Consider the following 16,589-nt stretch of genomic DNA (forward strand, 5'->3'; position numbering starts at 1 on the left):
TATAAATTTAATTACCACCCCTAATATAAAGGCATTTAGTAAAAATCCAATTCTGCAATAGCCGCCTTAAGCCCATTGCCCGCAATTTCATTAGCCTGTAATTTAATATACCTTGCTTGGAACTTCTTATTGAACCTAAAGGTACGTTGTGTAGGGTCATTGATCAGGTTGCCAAAGGTAAAACTATCCTGTTGGGTCCAAACCTTACCATCTAGACTGGAAAAAATAGTTCCTTTTTCAATCATGCTTTTGGATATTGAAGTGGGCGGTGTATATGCAAAAGCACTAATTTCCAATTCTTCACCCAAATCAATTACTACGGATTTATTCCCATCATTTTCTTGGGATTGCCAATATGTATTGGGATTCTCATCAAATAGTAATTCTCCCTCATGCTTTTTCTGTGCGCTACTTGACTCTACCAATGTCCAAGACATTTTTGGAATTCCAAACCTAAACGTGGCGGTACTTCCTTTCTCCCCATTCATAATAGCCACCGCTTTGACCTCACCTTCTCCAAAAACAAAGGGATCGGTAAACAAGGAAGACGATGAATTTGGTACTTGCCCATCCGTAGTGTAAAATATCTGCATGCCCTTGTTTAAATTGGCCCCGGCGTTCTCCCCATTGGGATTCCATCCAAAATCAGACATTTTAGGAACAATACTGACTTCTCCCTTACTATTTCTGCTAAACTGTAACTGTGGTGGCCTACTCTTAAAATAATGCGCTGAAATATGCTGCAAAACGGGTGTATATCTTGATGCCAAGATACGGAGCCTTAGTTTGGTAGTCTCAATTTCCGGAAAACGCAATATTCTTTTGTAACCAATGTTGGTTGCACTAGCAACTTCTTTCCATTCATCATTGATCCAGGCATCCAACGCATGTTCGGATACACGTTCTCCATATACCTCAACATGTTCCTGAACTAAAAATCTATTGATCTTAGTAGCCTTAGGTAACGTCACCTCAACAATCGGTTCCGCATCCTGCAAAATTAAATGCGTTTTATTATCCTTTTCCAGGAGTTCCTTAGGCCCATCTGCGCCGTCCAATAAGCTTACCCCGTACGTTTCCTTAATTCTTTGGCCGGTTTCTTTAAGTACCTGTACATCTTGGTCAGAAAATTCCCCTTCCCTATTGGGGGGTATGTTCAATAAAAATATAGAATTGCCACCAACAGAACGTTCATATATATCAAAGACATCGTCTGTAGTTCTTACCTTTTGGTCGGTATCATCCCTGTAAAACCATCCTTCCCTTATAGAGGTATTGGTTTCTGCTGGCTGGTAATGTAAAAACTTACCGGCAACCAATTTTTTCATACTCCCTACATCTTCGTCCGTTATATCGGCAAAGAGATTCATTGTTCTAGGGTCTTCATCATATGGCACAACGTTCCACTCGGTATCTCTGGTTGCCCCTGCTTCATTACCGCACCATCGCGTTCCTTCTTTTCCAAAAACTACAGCATTAGGCGCTAGGGCAGTTATTAATTTCTTCCAATCCCTATATTTATATTGTTGATTTCCTTTACGTTTGGGGTGGGCACCATCAAACCAAACCTCATCTATAGGTCCATACTCCGTCAGTAATTCAAACAATTGGTTTAAGAAATACTCATTATAATCATCCACTTCAAACTCAAAAGTGGTTTTATTTTCAAAGGGTCGTCCTTCTACCTTCCTAGGAATCGTACGTTTGGTATACTTACTTAAATTGCCATAAAGACCGGCTGAATTTTCTATTTGATATAAATCTGCTGGAGAGAGATAGACTCCCAATTTAATGCCATATTTTTTACAGGACGCAGCTAATTCCTTAACGACATCTCCTTCTCCATTTTTATATGGAGAAGACATTACCCCGTGTTTTGTATACCTGCTCTGCCATAATACAAAACCATCATGATGCTTGGCCGTAATGATTACTTTTTTCATTCCCGCATCTTTCATTGCCTGGCACCATTGATCTGTATTTAGGTTTTTTAAATTAAAGATAGCAGGGTCTTCCATACCATTACCCCACTCCATTCTAGTAAAGGTATTGGGGCCAAAGTGTACAAAGGCGATAAATTCGTCCTTTAATGCTTCAAATTGATTTTTGGATGGAACAATATGTGCAGCTTTTATCCTTACGGAATCTTCAATGTCATCATTATCCAATGCCATCGTGTTTTCAGTTGACAAGGCCAATGTAGGCTTGCCTTTTGGCGTACAGGATGTCAACCATATGCACAATGTAATAATGCTTAAGAAATAACCGTATTTTTTTGGGGCTATCATACACATATCCATAATTTTTAATTATTAAGAATGTACATATTGTACAGACATATTCAAAACTAATGGAATATATAAATAAATACCTACGCAAAGATGACCAAAAGCAATACTTTTTTTGCAAGCTTTACTGTTGACCAAACCTTTTAGTTCAATGAAATGCAAATAACAAAGTGAAGGCTATCGCCTACCCACTTTTTGCTCCCAATTCCTTACATGAACTATGTTCATGACCTATTTGAAAACAGGATTTGTATAATCCTAATGAACCCTCATTGTAAATAATAAAGTGAAGGCTATCGCCTATCCCCTTTTTGTTCCCAATTCCTTACATGAACTATGTTCATGACCTATTTGAAAACAGGATTTGTATAATCCTAATGAACCCTCATTGTAAATAATAAAGTGAAGGCTATCGCCTATCCCCTTTTTGTTCCCAATTCCTTACATGAACAATGTTCATGACCTATTTGAAAACAAAAAGTGAACTGCTTTCACAGTTCACTTTCTCATTCAGTCGGGATGACAGGATTTGAACCTGCGACCACTCGACCCCCAGCCGAGTGCGCTACCGGACTGCGCTACATCCCGAGACTAACAATACAGCAAAAAATAAAAGTGCTATACCGTTTATTTACTTGAAAAGTAACCGGATAATAGTTCTTAAACTTTTTATTTAACGATTAGATTCTCAAATTAAGGTTGCAAAAATAAAAAAGTTAATCGGTTTCCAAACTATTAATCCAATCTAAAACCAATAAAGGCCATTTTCTTAATATTTCATTGTCCTCTGCCATCCCAAATCCATGCCCCCCTTCTTCAAAAATATATAATTGGCCACGCTCGTTGGACTTTGCATTGTGCAAGGCAAAAAAATGTTCACTATTGGCCACCGGAACGGCTTTATCATCCATTGCATGAATTAAGTACGTAGCCGGGGTATCTTCATTAATCTGCAGATCGCTGGAAAATTGCATGACCTTTTCGGCAGATGGATTTTTTCCCAACAGATTATTCCTTGAACCTTTATGTGTGTTTTCTCCCATGGTAATTACCGGATACATCAAAACCATAAAATCCGGTCTAGCACTTAAGCTATCAATCTTATCCACGGCCGTATATACCATATTATCGTATTGGGTACCTAAAGTTGAGGCTAAGTGCCCACCAGCGGAGAAGCCTATTATACCAATATTGACGGGATCAATGTTCCATTCTTTTGATCTGCTCCTCACCAACCGTATAGCCCTTTGGGCATCTATTAAGGGCACATAGTGCTTATCTATTTGAGTTTCATCAGAAGGCAATCTATACTTGACTACAATGCCCGCTATACCATGATCTACCAAAAACTTGGCAACCGAAGTACCTTCCCAGTCATAGGCCAGAATACCATACCCTCCTCCCGGAAAAATTAACATTGCCTTTCCCGTAGCTTTTGATGCATGTGGTAAAAAAACTTCTATTGTAGGTTTTTGTACCCTGCTGATTTTTAAAATGTCCGTATACTCTTGAACTTCTTTTATATCGGTTTTTAATTGGTTGGGAATTTTATCTTTGGGCCAAATATCAATAACCAATTCCTTATTGGCGGCACATCCTCCCAAAAGGGTCAGTGCCAGGACAAAAATCATTATAAAAGGCAGCCTAATCATTACACTCCCAATTAAAATTAGCTATGGGGTCATTAGAGGCTCCTTGAAGGTTATAATGCCACCATTCTGTCCTAGTGGACCAAAATCCATGTTTTTCCATTGTTTCCTTCAATAATTTCCGGTTGTCCAAAATTTGTTGGGGCAGGTCATAATTATCGTGATAAGCTCGCTTTCCAAAAAAATCAAAATCTGTTCCCATATCCAGTTCCTCACCGTTCAATGATACCAAGGTTATGTCAACAGCCCCTCCTTTATTGTGTATTGAGCCCTTAACGGGATTGGCGACGTATTGTGGATTGGGAACAATTTTCCACATTTTATATTGAACAGAATTGGGACGGTAGCAATCAAAAAATTTAATCTTGACCCCATTTTTATGAAAATCGGCATTTGCAGCCATTAAGGCCTTAACGGTTTTAACCCTGGTATAGCATTCCGCACAGTCATAAACCTTTTCCTTTAAAAAATTGTTTTGGGTAGCGTATCTTAAATCAAATGCAAAACCATCACTGTAATCGGCTAATCTCACAAAGGTGGTGTCCCTTAACGAATCCAATGGTATTATTGTTTTCAACCGTGGCGTTTTCGCAATATCGGTTTTGGATATGGTAACCGTTTCGGGAATAGGTTTATGGGTTTCAAAATCGCCATTTGCGGATTTAACAGTATCCTTACAACCTACAAACATAACAGTAAGTAAAAATAAGCATATCAACCTTTTAAAATATGATCCATTTTTAATCAAACCCATCCATTTCATATTAAGCAAACTAACTTATAATTTCTTTTAAGCTGTAAGCCAGTAGTAAAGATTATTTACCTACCTTATACCTACTGCTTTTTAAGCAATTTAACCAAAAACAATGAACCAACATATTATTGTTCCCTTCTGCATACTATTCTTATTTATTTCCTGCGGCACACCAAAAGAAGTCGTTTTGGACACTAACCACATAAAAGAATCTCCTTGGTTATTAGGGTTTGAAAAAACAGCCCTTAACCCTATTATGCAGGCAGATTCATCTTACTCGTTTATTGATCCTATTTCGAAAAAATCAGTTTCTTAGCAAAAAGCCGATGTTTTTAACCCTGGTGCCATTGTACGGAACGATACCGTTTTTCTATTGTTTAGGGCAGAGGACAATCCCGATGCCATATTAGGTGGAAGAACTTCAAGAATTGGGTTGGCGTATAGTACAAACGGCATCAATTTTACCAAATATCCTACACCGGTGCTATATCCTGACAATGATGAATTTGCACAATGGGACCAGCCTGGTGGAATAGAAGACCCAAGAATCGTTGAAACAGAAGATGGGACGTATATTATGCTGTACACCAGTTGGAACAAGAATATTGCCAGACTATCCAGTGCCACTTCCAAAAATTTGAAAAAATGGACAAAACATGGCCCTGTTTTTGAACAAGAACATGGTGGTAAATTCTTGAACGAATGGAGCAAATCCGGTGCTATCGTTACAGAATTGGTCAATGGTAGATTGCTAGCCAAAAAAGTAAACGGAACATTCTTAATGTACTGGGGCGAGTTATTTGTTAACTTGGCTACCTCCACTAATGGCATAGATTGGAAACCGACACTGAACGAAGAAGGGAAGTTACTGGATAGTTTTACCCCTACCCTCAATGAATTTGACAGCCATTTAACCGAACCCGGACCCCCTGCAATATATACTGATGCCGGCATTCTTTTATTATATAATGGAAAAAATCTTAGTGGAGAAGGCGCTACCTCTAAATATCCGGAAGGAACCTATTGTGGTGGTCAAGTATTGTTTGACAAGGAAAATCCTACAATTATGATAAAAAGACTGGAAACCCCTTTTATATGCCCAAGCCTACCTCATGAAATTAGTGGTCAGTACAAAGCGGGGACCACCTTCATCCAAGGCTTGGTATTCTTTAAAGAAAAATGGTTCCTGTACTATGGTACGGCAGATTCAATGGTTGGTTTAGCAGTAAGAAATAAATAAAACCATTCGTAAAGCCAGTGTACAATGAAGTTAATTAAACTATTCATTCTTTCCCTTTTTATAACAGGTATTGGCTGTACAGAAAAGAAAACCATAGAAAAACCTTTGCCTACACAAAAAAGACCAAATGTCATCCTGTTTTTGGCAGATGATCAAGGTTGGGGCGATTTGAGCAGTAACGGAAATTCCAATCTGCACACACCACACATAGACGCTATTAAAAATTATGGGGCATCTTTTGATAATTTTTATGTGCAACCCGTTTGCTCCCCTACAAGAGCTGAATTATTGACCGGAAGATATTTTACCAGAATAGGCGTATATGAAACTTCATCGGGTGGCGAACGTTTTAACCTTAATGAAACCACCATAGCGGAAATACTTCAGGAAACAGGTTATAGAACGGCGGCATTTGGCAAGTGGCATAATGGTATGCAACCGCCTTACCACCCTAATTCTAGAGGATTTGAACAGTTTTATGGTTTTGCGTCTGGGCATTGGGGTAATTATTTTAGCCCCATGCTGGAAAACAATGGGAAACTTGTTCAAGGAAAAGGTTTTTTGGTAGATGACCTTACCAGCCAAGGAATTAATTTTATAGAAAAGCATGCAAACGAACCTTTTTTCCTTTACCTACCCTATAATACCCCACATAGCCCCATGCAGGTACCGGACGAGTATTGGAACAAAATGAAACATAAACCATTAGATTCATTAGCCTCCGTAGATAAAGATGAAGACCTGCAATTTACGAAAGCCGCTTTGGCCATGGTGGAAAATATCGATACCAATGTAGGGCAAATAATGACTACCATAGAACAATTGGGATTGGAGGAAAACACCATCATCATCTACTTATCTGACAACGGACCTAATGCATACAGATTGAACGGTGGAATGAAAGGTAAAAAAGGAAGTGTAGATGAATGCGGCGTGAGAACACCTTTCTTTATCAAATGGCCCGGCCATATAAAAAACGGATTAAATCTTGTTGATAAAGCCGGAAGTATTGACTTGCTACCTACTCTTTGCGGCTTATTGGAAATACCTGTAAGCACCAATAAACCTATTGATGGCAAAGATTTAAGTGCTTTGCTTTTACAAAAGGACACAACGGTAAAGGAACGTTTAATATTTAACCATTGGAACGGAAAAACAAGTGTTAGAAATCAGCAATTTAGGTTAGATGAGGAAAACAGGCTTTATGATATTACCATAGACCGCGGACAGAAAATAGATGTTTCCCACATATATACCACATTAAGAGATTCCTTGATAGCGGCCAAGGAGAATTGGCAAGTAGAAACCATGACACTTCACAAAAACAACGATAAACGTGCTTTTGCATTAGGCTATCCACAAGCAATATACACACAGCTACCTGCAAGAGATGGTATTGCCCATGGTGCCATAATACGCAGTAACCAATGGCCCAATGATTCTTTCTTTACCAATTGGAAATCAGTCAATGATTCCATTAGTTGGGATGTTGAGGTAATGGAAGAAGGACGATTTCAAGTTCATTTCTACTATACCTGTCCAGAGAAAGATTTGGGTTCAATAGTAGAATTAAGTTTTAACGGAAGCAAAATACCAAGTAAGATAACGGAAGCCCACGACCCAGAACTATTAGGCATGCACAATGATCGTGTACCGAGAATGGAATCTTATGTAAAAAATTTTAAAGCGCTTGATTTAGGAACTATTTCCCTTACTAAAGGTAACGGCATTCTTACCCTTAAAGCTCTGGAAGTAAAGAAAAGCCAAGTTGGCGATTTTAGGTTGTTACAATTTAAAAAGGTGGAATAAAATAAAGCTCCAATTCAATTATGATCGGAGCTTTTTTTGTGTACTATATCCTTGAGGCTATTCCAGCGATTTTAAATACGTTAAGCTTTGCGGTACCTGAGATACCACATTTGTAGATTCATCTTCAATAAACATATATTCTATACCCAATTTCTTTGCTTCGGCAACAATACCTGCAATATCTATTTGCCCTGTACCCAGGACTACATTGGTTTCATCATCTTCATGCCCTGTATCATTACCCTCAACACCTTTTTCCATATCCTTTAAATGTAGTAATGTAATCTTACTAGGATACTTTTTCATTAATGCCAAAGGATCCTCACCGCCATGTTGTGCCCAGAATACATCTAGCTCAAACGTATAATTGGTAGCATTCTTTGCCATATAATCAAACAAAGTTCCTTTTCTATAAGGTCTAAATTCGTAGCCATGCGGATGATAAACCAAAATAAGTCCGCTTTCCTGAAGCTTCTTACCTGCTTGGTTGAATACTTCACTGGCATGTTTGGTTTCTTCCAAAGCCCATTTATTACCTTCATGCGGCACCCAAGCGCACATTACATATTTTGCGCCAAAATCCTTGGCATCCTTAATGACTTTGCCCACATTATTTTCAAGGTCTTCAAAACTGGCTCCTACACTAACCATCTCCAGTTTATTCTCTGCAAGCAAGGCCTTAAACTCCTCTAAAGGCATGTCATACGTTCCACCGCCTTCAATTTTAGTAATACCCCACTCATTGATCAACCCCAGTGTATTGGCTACATTTACCTTAAACTGATTCCTAAGACTATATAGTTGAAGTCCCACTTCTTGGGCCTGTGCCATATATCCGCTACCGATAAAAAAGGCTGCAATGATTATTTTTTTCCTCCTCATAATCCGTTTATGTAAGTAAATTGCCTTCATCATCCCATTCAGCAATGACATTTCTCTTGCTTTGGTCCACACACTTGGCTATCCATTCCGGATCATAGGCAACACCGTGCTGATCTAGAACATCTTGCGGAACGCCATCCCACACATTAGGGGTATTCCCTTTATATCCCAAATCTGCAATACCTACTTCAGAAGTATAATAACCAGTTACCGTGAGGCCCCTCATGGTGTAAAAAAACTGAATTTCCAAAGGTTGTTCACTCAATGGCTTTTCCGTATCATGCCAACAGATCTCATCACAAATCTGTTTTTTCTGTTCCAAGGTTGTCGATTTAAATTCGGTTCCAAATTCCGTATTACTTTTATGATCCAACCACATTAGTCCACCAAGAAGTGTAGGAGCCATTTCAGGAATATCCTTGCCCATAAATTCAACAAGTTCCGGTACTCCTGCCTCTATTGGTCCGCCATGGGGTTCTTTAGGTGGAAGAATTACTACTGCCAACGCAGCTATAGTTTCCATTTCATGCTCATTGAACAATTGTTCTGCATTCAATTTTTCTATACGCTCCAATTCGGCGGGGGTTCTTCCAAAATATTTTTCAGTACTGGTAATGATGGTTTCATCTATAGACTCGCCATTTTCAGTCTTACAGGAATTGAACACCAATCCGGTACCCGCAGCGGCACCACCAAGTATTAGGGTTTGTAAACTTTTTCTTCTATCCATCTTCTAAATATTTTGTGCCTTTAACTGTTCTATGATATAATCAGATGCCCTCCATGAAAGTGCCATAATGGTCCAAGTACAGTTTTTGTCCGCTTGTGATACAAATACCCCTGCATCCACTATAAAAACATTATCTACATCGTGCAATTGCTGAAACTTGTTCGTAACCGATGTTTTTGGGTCATCTCCCATTCTTGTCGTACCAACTTCATGAATAATCTCACCTGGTTTATGCAATCCATAATCTTGGTCTTTACCGGGTTTTTCCCCTAAATAATGTCCGCCCATGTTATGTATGATTTCTTCAAAGGTATCATGCATATGTTTGGCCTGGTTTCTTTCATATTGCGACCATTTATAATTGAACTTCAGTACGGGAATACCGTATTGATCAACAGTAGTTGGATCAATCTCACAATAATTATCATAGCTGGCCAAGCCTTCTCCACGACCACCAAAACCTATGACAGAACCATAGTATTTCTTAACATCGTCCCGTAAACTATCGCCATATCCTCCAGACTTTAATCCAAAATATTTATTCATTGCATTTGGGTCCCAACCAAACCCATAATTAGGCTGACTCATACCGCCCCAAACCTCTATATGGTATCCTCTAGGGAAATCCAATTTGGAATTATCTCCCCACCAGGGTGAGTAAACGTGCATACCCCCAACACCATCTTCATTATATGATGTTTTACGGTTCATTAGACCTGGTATTACTCCAGCGGCACTAGCTCCGGTTGAGTCATGCAGGTATCTTCCCACAAGGTTACTACTGTTTCCAAGTCCATTAGGATGTTGTTTACTCTTTGAATTTAAAAGTATACGTGCTGAGCTACAAGCAGATGCGGCCAAAACTACTACCTTGCCCCTTAATTTATACTCTTTTCTGTCCTCTTTGTTGATATAGGAAACGCCGGTAGCCTTACCTTCTTCATTGGTCGTTATTTCACGTACCATGGCATTTACGAACAATTTTACTTGACCACCACTTTTTTGGGCAGGAAAGATTAAACAGCTACCTGCGGAAAAATCCGCATAAATTTGGCAAGATCTACCACATTGGCCACAATAAAAACAGACTCCACGATCCTCATTGATACGTTTGGTCAACATTGAAAGCCTACCAGGTATAACCGGTATGTTAGATTTTTTTGCTCCGTTAATATAGAAAAGCTCATGCAATCTTGGTTTTGGAGGAGGCAGGAAAAATCCGTCAGGATCGTTTTCCCTTCCTTCATTGGTTCCAAAAACCCCAATGAGTTTGTCCAATTTATCATAATAGGGTTTTACGTCCTCATAGCCAATAGGCCAATCATCTCCATGCCCATCCCTTGTTTTTCCTTTAAAATCCTTAGGTCCAAATCTCAAGGATATTCGCCCCCAGTGGTTGGTTCTACCACCTAGCATTCGCGCTCTCCACCATTTAAATTCGGTACCTTCTGCATGGGTATATGGTTCTCCCTCAACTTCCCAATCTCCCCAGGACATATCCCATTCTCCAAATGCACGGGTGGTTCCCGCTCCCCTTCTTGGGGAATCATAAGGTTGTTTTAACTGGGTCATGGTCTTTGGGTCCGCAGGATCAAAAAATGGACCTGCCTCTACAACCGCAATATTAAGGCCGGCATCTGCCAACTGTTTTGTTGCCATACCACCACCGGCTCCTGAACCGACTATGATGACATCATAAATTTCTGAGGATTCTTTTATCTGCATAATCTTTCTATTTGTTCGAGCATACAATGTAAATATTAATAAAAAATTGTAAATATGTTTTTAGCTGAATAACGTAATATGTTCTACAGGCGTCTGCTTTTATAGTGCTATCGATACCTATTTATCCTGTTATTATTCGCTGGTAAATGTAGAAGCGGGCAAGTCCGCCTCATTAAATAGATTTCCTATAGCCGTACTTTTCCAAGCATAACGCACATGCACCGGGGCTTTCACTTCCTTGGCACTTACACGCACCACTCCTTTCTTTAAGCTTGCCTTGGCAGGATACCAAACCCCATTCTCTCCACTAATTTCAAAATGGTCTATTTGCTTACCCTTGACATACATTCCTTCATCATTATGAAAAGATACCTCTAGGGCATTCCCCTGGACTTTAACCATATCATACAACGGGCCATTAACTTCCCCGTCAAAAGTATTAAAATGATATTTTAGGGCGATATTGGCAAGTCGCAATCCCACATCCTGCTTGTTTTGGGGATGAATATCATCAACAGTGCAAATATCACTTGTTATGGCCATGCCGGTATTCTTTAAGGACAACGTTCTGCGCTGTTGGTCCCTGACAATACCTCCTTCATACGTTCCACCATACTTGAACGGTGCTATTTGTACATAATAAAATGGAAAATCATATTGCCATGCCGTCCTCCATGAAGTAATCATATGGGTAAAAAGATTTTGGTAGGATGATGCGTTGGCTGTGTTGGATTCTCCTTGATACCATAGAACCCCAGAAATCTTAAAATTGGTAAGCGGGGCAATCATTGCATTATATAACACAGACGGTTCAATGGTAACCCATTTATTGGGTTTTAGGGATTTATGCGCATTAGCTAATTCCGGAAAAGATTCAAAAACATTTTCCGGTGTCCATACTTCGGCACAGGATGCTCCCCAGGAAGCATCGACCAAGCCAATGGGTACATTTAACTCCGCTGCCACTTTCTTAGCAAAAAAATAGGCTACTGCACTAAAATCGGGCATGGTTTCCGATGTACAGGCTTCCCAAGTTCCCTCTACATCTTCCAGTGGATGAAGTGCCGTTCTTTTTTGCACGGTAAACAATCGTATTTTATCATTGTTCGCATTGGCAATTTCAAATTCCTTATTGTCTATTGTACTGTTGGCGCTCCACTCCATATTACTTTGTCCTGAGCATAGCCAGACTTCCCCGATCAATACTTGCGTAAAAATAATTTCATTTCCTTTTCCGGTAAACTTAATGGAATACGGCCCACCTGCTTCAGGTGTTTGCAAAGTTACCTGCCATTTTGCATTATTCCCGGTCTTTACTGCTACCGTCTTATCGTTCCAACCCGTATAAATTTCAAATTCCTCGTTGGGGTCTGCCCAACCATACAGTAATACTTCCGCTTCTCGTTGAAGCACCATTTTGTCCGAGAAAATATTGGGTAAGGTAATTTCCGCTTTGACAATAGCCGTTGAAAAAATGAAAATCACTAATAAATAAAATCGCATTTTAAAGATAGAAGTGTTAACGGATTTAAATATAAGCAATTATTCAACCTATTTTTTAATAAATAATTAATTTGCACTTTCTTTTTATTGCTAATTTCATAACGATGAAATAATTTATTAATACATATCCCTGATTAAAATTGAACATTATGCCCAATACCCTTCATAGACGACATTTTTTAAAAGCCGCTTCTGCCTCTCTACTCCTATCATCCTTAAGCACTTACGGATTTGAATTCTTTAAGGACGAGCAGCCTAAAAAAGTTGCTTTGATCGGTACCGGCTGGTATGGCACAAGTGATTTATTGCGACTTATACAAGTAGCCAATGTGGAGGTCACTGCGCTTTGTGATGTAGATTCGGTTTTTCTAAACAATACCGCAAACTTAGTAGCCCAGAGACAGAAAAACGGTAAAAGACCAAGATTGTTCATGGATTACAGGAACATGCTGGATACCATGGATTTTGATATCGTGCTCATTGGCACCCCAGATCATTGGCATGCGCTTATGTGCATAGCGGCACTACAATCTGGCGCTCATGTATACGTTCAAAAGCCCACGAGCGTAGATGTTATAGAAGGTGAGGCCATGATTGCCGCGGCAAGAAAATACAATAAAGTAGTACAGGTTGGCACACAACGAAAGAGCACGCCCCATTTAATATCGGTCAAAAAAGAAATTATAGATACAGGATTACTTGGCACTATTGGCCATGTAGACATGTGCTGCTATTACCATATGCGCGCCAATGACAATCCGCCCGAACAACCGGTACCTGATCGTTTGGATTATGAAATGTGGACGGGTCCGGCCCCTATGCGGCCCTATGACGGGTTACCGCATAGAAGGTGGTGGCGAACATTTAGGGAGTATGGAAATGGTATAACCGGGGATATGTGCGTTCATATGCTGGATACCGTTAGGTGGATGTTGAATTTAGGATGGCCCAAACGCATAAGTTCCGAAGGTGGAATTTTTGTTCAAAAAAATGGTAAGTCAACTATTTCCGATACCCAATCTGCAGTATTTGAATACGAAAATTTCAATTGCAACTGGCAGCACCGTACCTGGGGAAATGCCGCTGATCCGGAATACCCTTGGGCCTTTAAAATCTATGGAGAAAAAGGTGTGCTCAAAGCCGATGTCATGAAGGCGGAATTTGTTCCTGTAAACGGTGATGCCCCAATAAAATTCGAGGTGCTTTATGAGCGAGAGGCCTATCCTGAAGACCTTAATGAAAAAGACATAGAATTACATGCAGCACCGGCAACTAGAAGACATATGCTCAATTTTTTAAAAGCCATACAAAATGGCACAAAACCTATTGCGGATATTGAAGAAGGACACATCTCCTCTGCCAGTTGCATATTGGCCAATTTGTCAATGGATCTTAAAAGGCCATTGGTATACGACCCCAAAAGCAGAACGGTTGTTAATGATCGGGAAGCAACTGACCTCTTGCAACGTACCTACAGGGGAAATTGGGTACACCCACATCCAGATACCATTTAGACTATTGCATTTTTTTGGTTGAGCCCCTTACCAATAAGCTGGTCTTGACCGTTTTGGTCTCATAAGGAAGTCCCGGATTTTGTATTCTATTGATCAAGAGTTTGGCAGTAAGTTCACCAATATATTTTCCATGTTGGCTAACCATGGTCAATGACGGAGTTACATACTTGGACAATTGCCCATTGGTAAACCCAATTATAGAAATATCATTGGGCACATTATACCCCCTAGCCTTTACAATTTCCAATACTTTTACAGCAGTAATCTCATCAAAGCCAATAATACCCTCTATGGTCTTATAATTTAAAAGAAAGGACATTAGCAGATCAAGGTCGTCCTTGGGCGTTAGGTTCATGACCAATTTGGCATCGAACGGAATCTTAAATTCCTCTAATGCCTTCTTATAGCCCAGTAACCTTAATTTCCCTACACTTGAACTTCCCGTTGGGTTAACGACCGCTATATTGGTACAGCCCACATTGATCAAGTGCTTTGTCGTTTTATAACCAGCCTCAAAATCATCTACTACTACCTTATCACATTCCAAAGCATCTGCAACCCTATCGAACAAAACAACAGGTATATCATTGTTTATAATATCTATAAGGGCATCATGCTTATTTTCATTTTGCGTTTCCTCTGCCAGGGATATAATCAATCCATCAACGGTGCCAGAATCAAAAAACTCCAAGGTTTTACTCTCTTTTTCACTGGACTCATCGCTTATACAGCTAATAATATTATACCCGTTCTCATTGGCCACTTTTTCAATACCGTACAATACTTGAACAAAAAAATAATTAAGGATATTGGGTACTACAACACCTATGGTCTTGGTACTTCTATTTAAAAGGTTTAGGGCCAGCCTGTTTGGCTTGTAATGCTTGGCTTTTGCATATTCCTGAATTTTCGCCTTTAAATCAGCACTGATTTCATGACTATCGTTCACAGCTTTGGAAACTGTTGAGATAGAAACCTTAAAATGCCCAGCAATGTCCTTTAAAGTAACTTTCTTCATGCGTTTATTGATTAAAACGTCCCATTACAAACTTAGCAAACCTTTTATATATAAAAAGCAAACTGTCCCAAAGGAATACCAAGGGACAGATCGCTAGTATATTAAGCTTTTACAATCCCTAAACCAACATGTTAAATGCCGGTATAAGGAATCGGTGCATTATATATATTGGTTGATGATATTTTCAAACAATTCTTGCTTACCGCTTTGCAAGGTCAACTCACCATTTTCCTTTGCAATTTCATAAAGATCCATAAAGTCCAATTTGCCATTTTCGAAATCTTTTCCTTTTCCGGCATCAAAAGAACTATATCTTTTTTCACGTAACGCATTGTAGGCCGATGAAGAAATGATTTTATCCGCAGTCAATAATGCTCTGGCAAAGGTATCCGCACCTCCAATATGTGCCAAGAACACATCTTCTAGATCGGTACTGTTTCTTCTGATCTTGGCATCAAAGTTTACGCCACCACCTTGTAAGCCACCTGCGGCCAAAAATACCAACATGGCTTCGGTGGTTTCTTGGATATTGTTAGGGAACTGGTCCGTATCCCATCCGTTTTGGTAATCTCCTCTGTTCGCATCCAAACTACCTAACATGCCGGCTTTGGCGGCAACGGCCAATTCATGTTGAAAAGTATGTTGGGCCAGAGTTGCATGATTGACCTCTATATTCATTTTAAAATCCTTATCAAGACCATACTCCTTTAAGAAACCAATAGCTGTAGCAGAATCAAAATCATACTGATGTTTCATTGGCTCCATTGGCTTGGGCTCAATAAAGAAATTACCTTTAAACCCTTGTGATCTAGCATAATCCCTTGCCATGGCCAAAAATTGACCCATGTGGTCCAGTTCACGGCCCAAGTCTGTGTTCAACAAGGACATGTATCCTTCACGACCTCCCCAGAATACGTAATTTTCACCACCTAAGGCAATGGTTGCGTCTAAAGCCAACTTAATTTGGCCACCGGCCCTAGCCAGTACATTAAAATCTGGATTGGTAGCTGCACCGTTCATGTATCTTGGGTTAGAAAAACAGTTTGCCGTTCCCCATAATAATTTTTTCCCAGACGCCTTTTGCTTCTCCTTTACATAATCTGTTATAGTTGCCAATCTCTTTTCAGATTCCGCAAATGTGGGTGCTTCCTGTATTAAATCAAAATCATGAAAGCAATAGTAATCAAAGCCAATTTTTTCAAAAAATTCAAATGCCGCATCGGCCTTATCCTTTGCCGCTTGTACGGGATCGGATGATTTATCCCATTCAAAATTTTGGGTACCAGGACCAAAAGGGTCCGAACCCTGACCACAGAACGTATGCCAATAAGCGGTAGAAAACTTAAAATGTTCTCTCATGGTCTTACCGGCAACTACTTGCTCTGGGTTATAGTATTTGAAAGCCAATGGATTATCGGATTCCTTCCCTTCAAACTTGATTTTATCAATTCCTTTAAAATATTCCTTGTTTGACATT

General features: G+C 39.6%; 12 protein-coding genes, 1 tRNA gene and 1 pseudogene. 4 read left to right on the top strand and 10 right to left on the bottom strand.

The features are described from left to right. Positions 1–35: 35 nt before the first annotated feature. The 4 genes from Q2T41_RS02720 to Q2T41_RS02735 all read right to left on the bottom strand — a co-directional run bounded on the left by Q2T41_RS02720 (position 36) and on the right by Q2T41_RS02735 (position 4,628). Entirely contained in the window at positions 36–2,288 is a 2,253-nt protein-coding gene (locus Q2T41_RS02720) for an alpha-L-fucosidase (protein ID WP_304434840.1), read from the bottom strand. Positions 2,289–2,802: 514 nt separating this feature from the next. Next, positions 2,803–2,876: transfer RNA gene (locus Q2T41_RS02725), tRNA-Pro, on the bottom strand. 128 nt (positions 2,877–3,004) lie between these two features. Next, on the bottom strand, positions 3,005–3,940 hold the full coding sequence (locus tag Q2T41_RS02730) for an alpha/beta hydrolase (protein ID WP_304434841.1): 936 nt from the start codon (positions 3,938–3,940) through the stop codon (positions 3,005–3,007). Then, positions 3,933–4,628, bottom strand: coding sequence for a M15 family metallopeptidase (locus Q2T41_RS02735; RefSeq protein WP_304434842.1), 696 nt, complete (start codon positions 4,626–4,628; stop codon positions 3,933–3,935). Before Q2T41_RS02735 ends, Q2T41_RS02730 begins: the two co-directional genes overlap by 8 nt. 250 nt (positions 4,629–4,878) lie before the next feature. On the opposite strand from Q2T41_RS02735, the gene Q2T41_RS02740 reads away from it, so the two are divergent. The 3 genes and pseudogenes from Q2T41_RS02740 (at position 4,879) to Q2T41_RS02750 (ending at position 7,740) form a co-directional block, all read left to right on the top strand. Further along, entirely contained in the window at positions 4,879–5,007 is a 129-nt protein-coding gene (locus Q2T41_RS02740; protein WP_304434843.1) for a hypothetical protein, read from the top strand. Between the two features lie 18 nt (positions 5,008–5,025). After that, a pseudogene (locus tag Q2T41_RS02745) lies at positions 5,026–5,931 on the top strand (glycoside hydrolase family 130 protein); the annotation flags it as partial. Positions 5,932–5,955: 24 nt separating this feature from the next. Continuing rightward, positions 5,956–7,740, top strand: a complete 1,785-nt coding sequence (locus Q2T41_RS02750) for an arylsulfatase (protein ID WP_304434844.1) — start codon at positions 5,956–5,958, stop codon at positions 7,738–7,740. Positions 7,741–7,797: 57 nt separating this feature from the next. Here the strand turns inward: Q2T41_RS02750 and Q2T41_RS02755 are convergent, their stop codons facing one another. The 4 genes from Q2T41_RS02755 to Q2T41_RS02770 form a co-directional block, all read right to left on the bottom strand. After that, the gene (locus Q2T41_RS02755) at positions 7,798–8,622 is read right to left on the bottom strand and encodes a sugar phosphate isomerase/epimerase family protein (RefSeq protein ID WP_304434845.1); all 825 of its coding nucleotides are present in this window, start codon (positions 8,620–8,622) and stop codon (positions 7,798–7,800) included. Between the two features lie 7 nt (positions 8,623–8,629). Then, positions 8,630–9,352, bottom strand: a complete 723-nt coding sequence (locus Q2T41_RS02760; protein WP_304434846.1) for a gluconate 2-dehydrogenase subunit 3 family protein — start codon at positions 9,350–9,352, stop codon at positions 8,630–8,632. Positions 9,353–9,355: 3 nt separating this feature from the next. Next, complete coding sequence (locus tag Q2T41_RS02765) at positions 9,356–11,077, bottom strand: GMC family oxidoreductase (RefSeq protein ID WP_304434847.1); 1,722 nt, start codon at positions 11,075–11,077, stop codon at positions 9,356–9,358. Between the two features lie 132 nt (positions 11,078–11,209). Next, a complete protein-coding gene (locus Q2T41_RS02770; protein WP_304434848.1) occupies positions 11,210–12,619 on the bottom strand; it encodes a sialate O-acetylesterase in 1,410 nt (469 codons plus the stop codon). Positions 12,620–12,729: 110 nt separating this feature from the next. On the opposite strand from Q2T41_RS02770, the gene Q2T41_RS02775 reads away from it, so the two are divergent. Beyond that, positions 12,730–14,094, top strand: a complete 1,365-nt coding sequence (locus Q2T41_RS02775; RefSeq protein ID WP_304434849.1) for a Gfo/Idh/MocA family protein — start codon at positions 12,730–12,732, stop codon at positions 14,092–14,094. Between the two features lies 1 nt (position 14,095). Here the strand turns inward: Q2T41_RS02775 and Q2T41_RS02780 are convergent, their stop codons facing one another. Then, positions 14,096–15,112, bottom strand: coding sequence for a LacI family DNA-binding transcriptional regulator (locus tag Q2T41_RS02780; RefSeq protein ID WP_089259892.1), 1,017 nt, complete (start codon positions 15,110–15,112; stop codon positions 14,096–14,098). A gap of 159 nt (positions 15,113–15,271) precedes the next feature. Continuing rightward, a complete protein-coding gene (gene xylA / locus Q2T41_RS02785) occupies positions 15,272–16,588 on the bottom strand; it encodes a xylose isomerase (RefSeq protein WP_379921538.1) in 1,317 nt (438 codons plus the stop codon). Position 16,589: the final 1 nt, after the last annotated feature.

Origin of the sequence: Maribacter confluentis (assembly GCF_030505015.1) — a bacterium.
Classification (GTDB): domain Bacteria; phylum Bacteroidota; class Bacteroidia; order Flavobacteriales; family Flavobacteriaceae; genus Maribacter; species Maribacter sedimenticola.

Coding starts and splice junctions, on each gene's coding strand:
- xylA (WP_379921538.1), bottom strand. CDS start 16,588: ATGTCAAACAAGGAATATTTTAAAGGAATTGATAAAATCAAGTTTGAA.
- Q2T41_RS02755 (WP_304434845.1), bottom strand. CDS start 8,622: ATGAGGAGGAAAAAAATAATCATTGCAGCCTTTTTTATCGGTAGCGGA.
- Q2T41_RS02780 (WP_089259892.1), bottom strand. CDS start 15,112: ATGAAGAAAGTTACTTTAAAGGACATTGCTGGGCATTTTAAGGTTTCT.
- Q2T41_RS02760 (WP_304434846.1), bottom strand. CDS start 9,352: ATGGATAGAAGAAAAAGTTTACAAACCCTAATACTTGGTGGTGCCGCT.
- Q2T41_RS02720 (WP_304434840.1), bottom strand. CDS start 2,288: ATGATAGCCCCAAAAAAATACGGTTATTTCTTAAGCATTATTACATTG.
- Q2T41_RS02765 (WP_304434847.1), bottom strand. CDS start 11,077: ATGCAGATAAAAGAATCCTCAGAAATTTATGATGTCATCATAGTCGGT.
- Q2T41_RS02735 (WP_304434842.1), bottom strand. CDS start 4,628: ATGTTTGTAGGTTGTAAGGATACTGTTAAATCCGCAAATGGCGATTTT.
- Q2T41_RS02775 (WP_304434849.1), top strand. CDS start 12,730: ATGCCCAATACCCTTCATAGACGACATTTTTTAAAAGCCGCTTCTGCC.
- Q2T41_RS02750 (WP_304434844.1), top strand. CDS start 5,956: ATGAAGTTAATTAAACTATTCATTCTTTCCCTTTTTATAACAGGTATT.
- Q2T41_RS02730 (WP_304434841.1), bottom strand. CDS start 3,940: ATGATTAGGCTGCCTTTTATAATGATTTTTGTCCTGGCACTGACCCTT.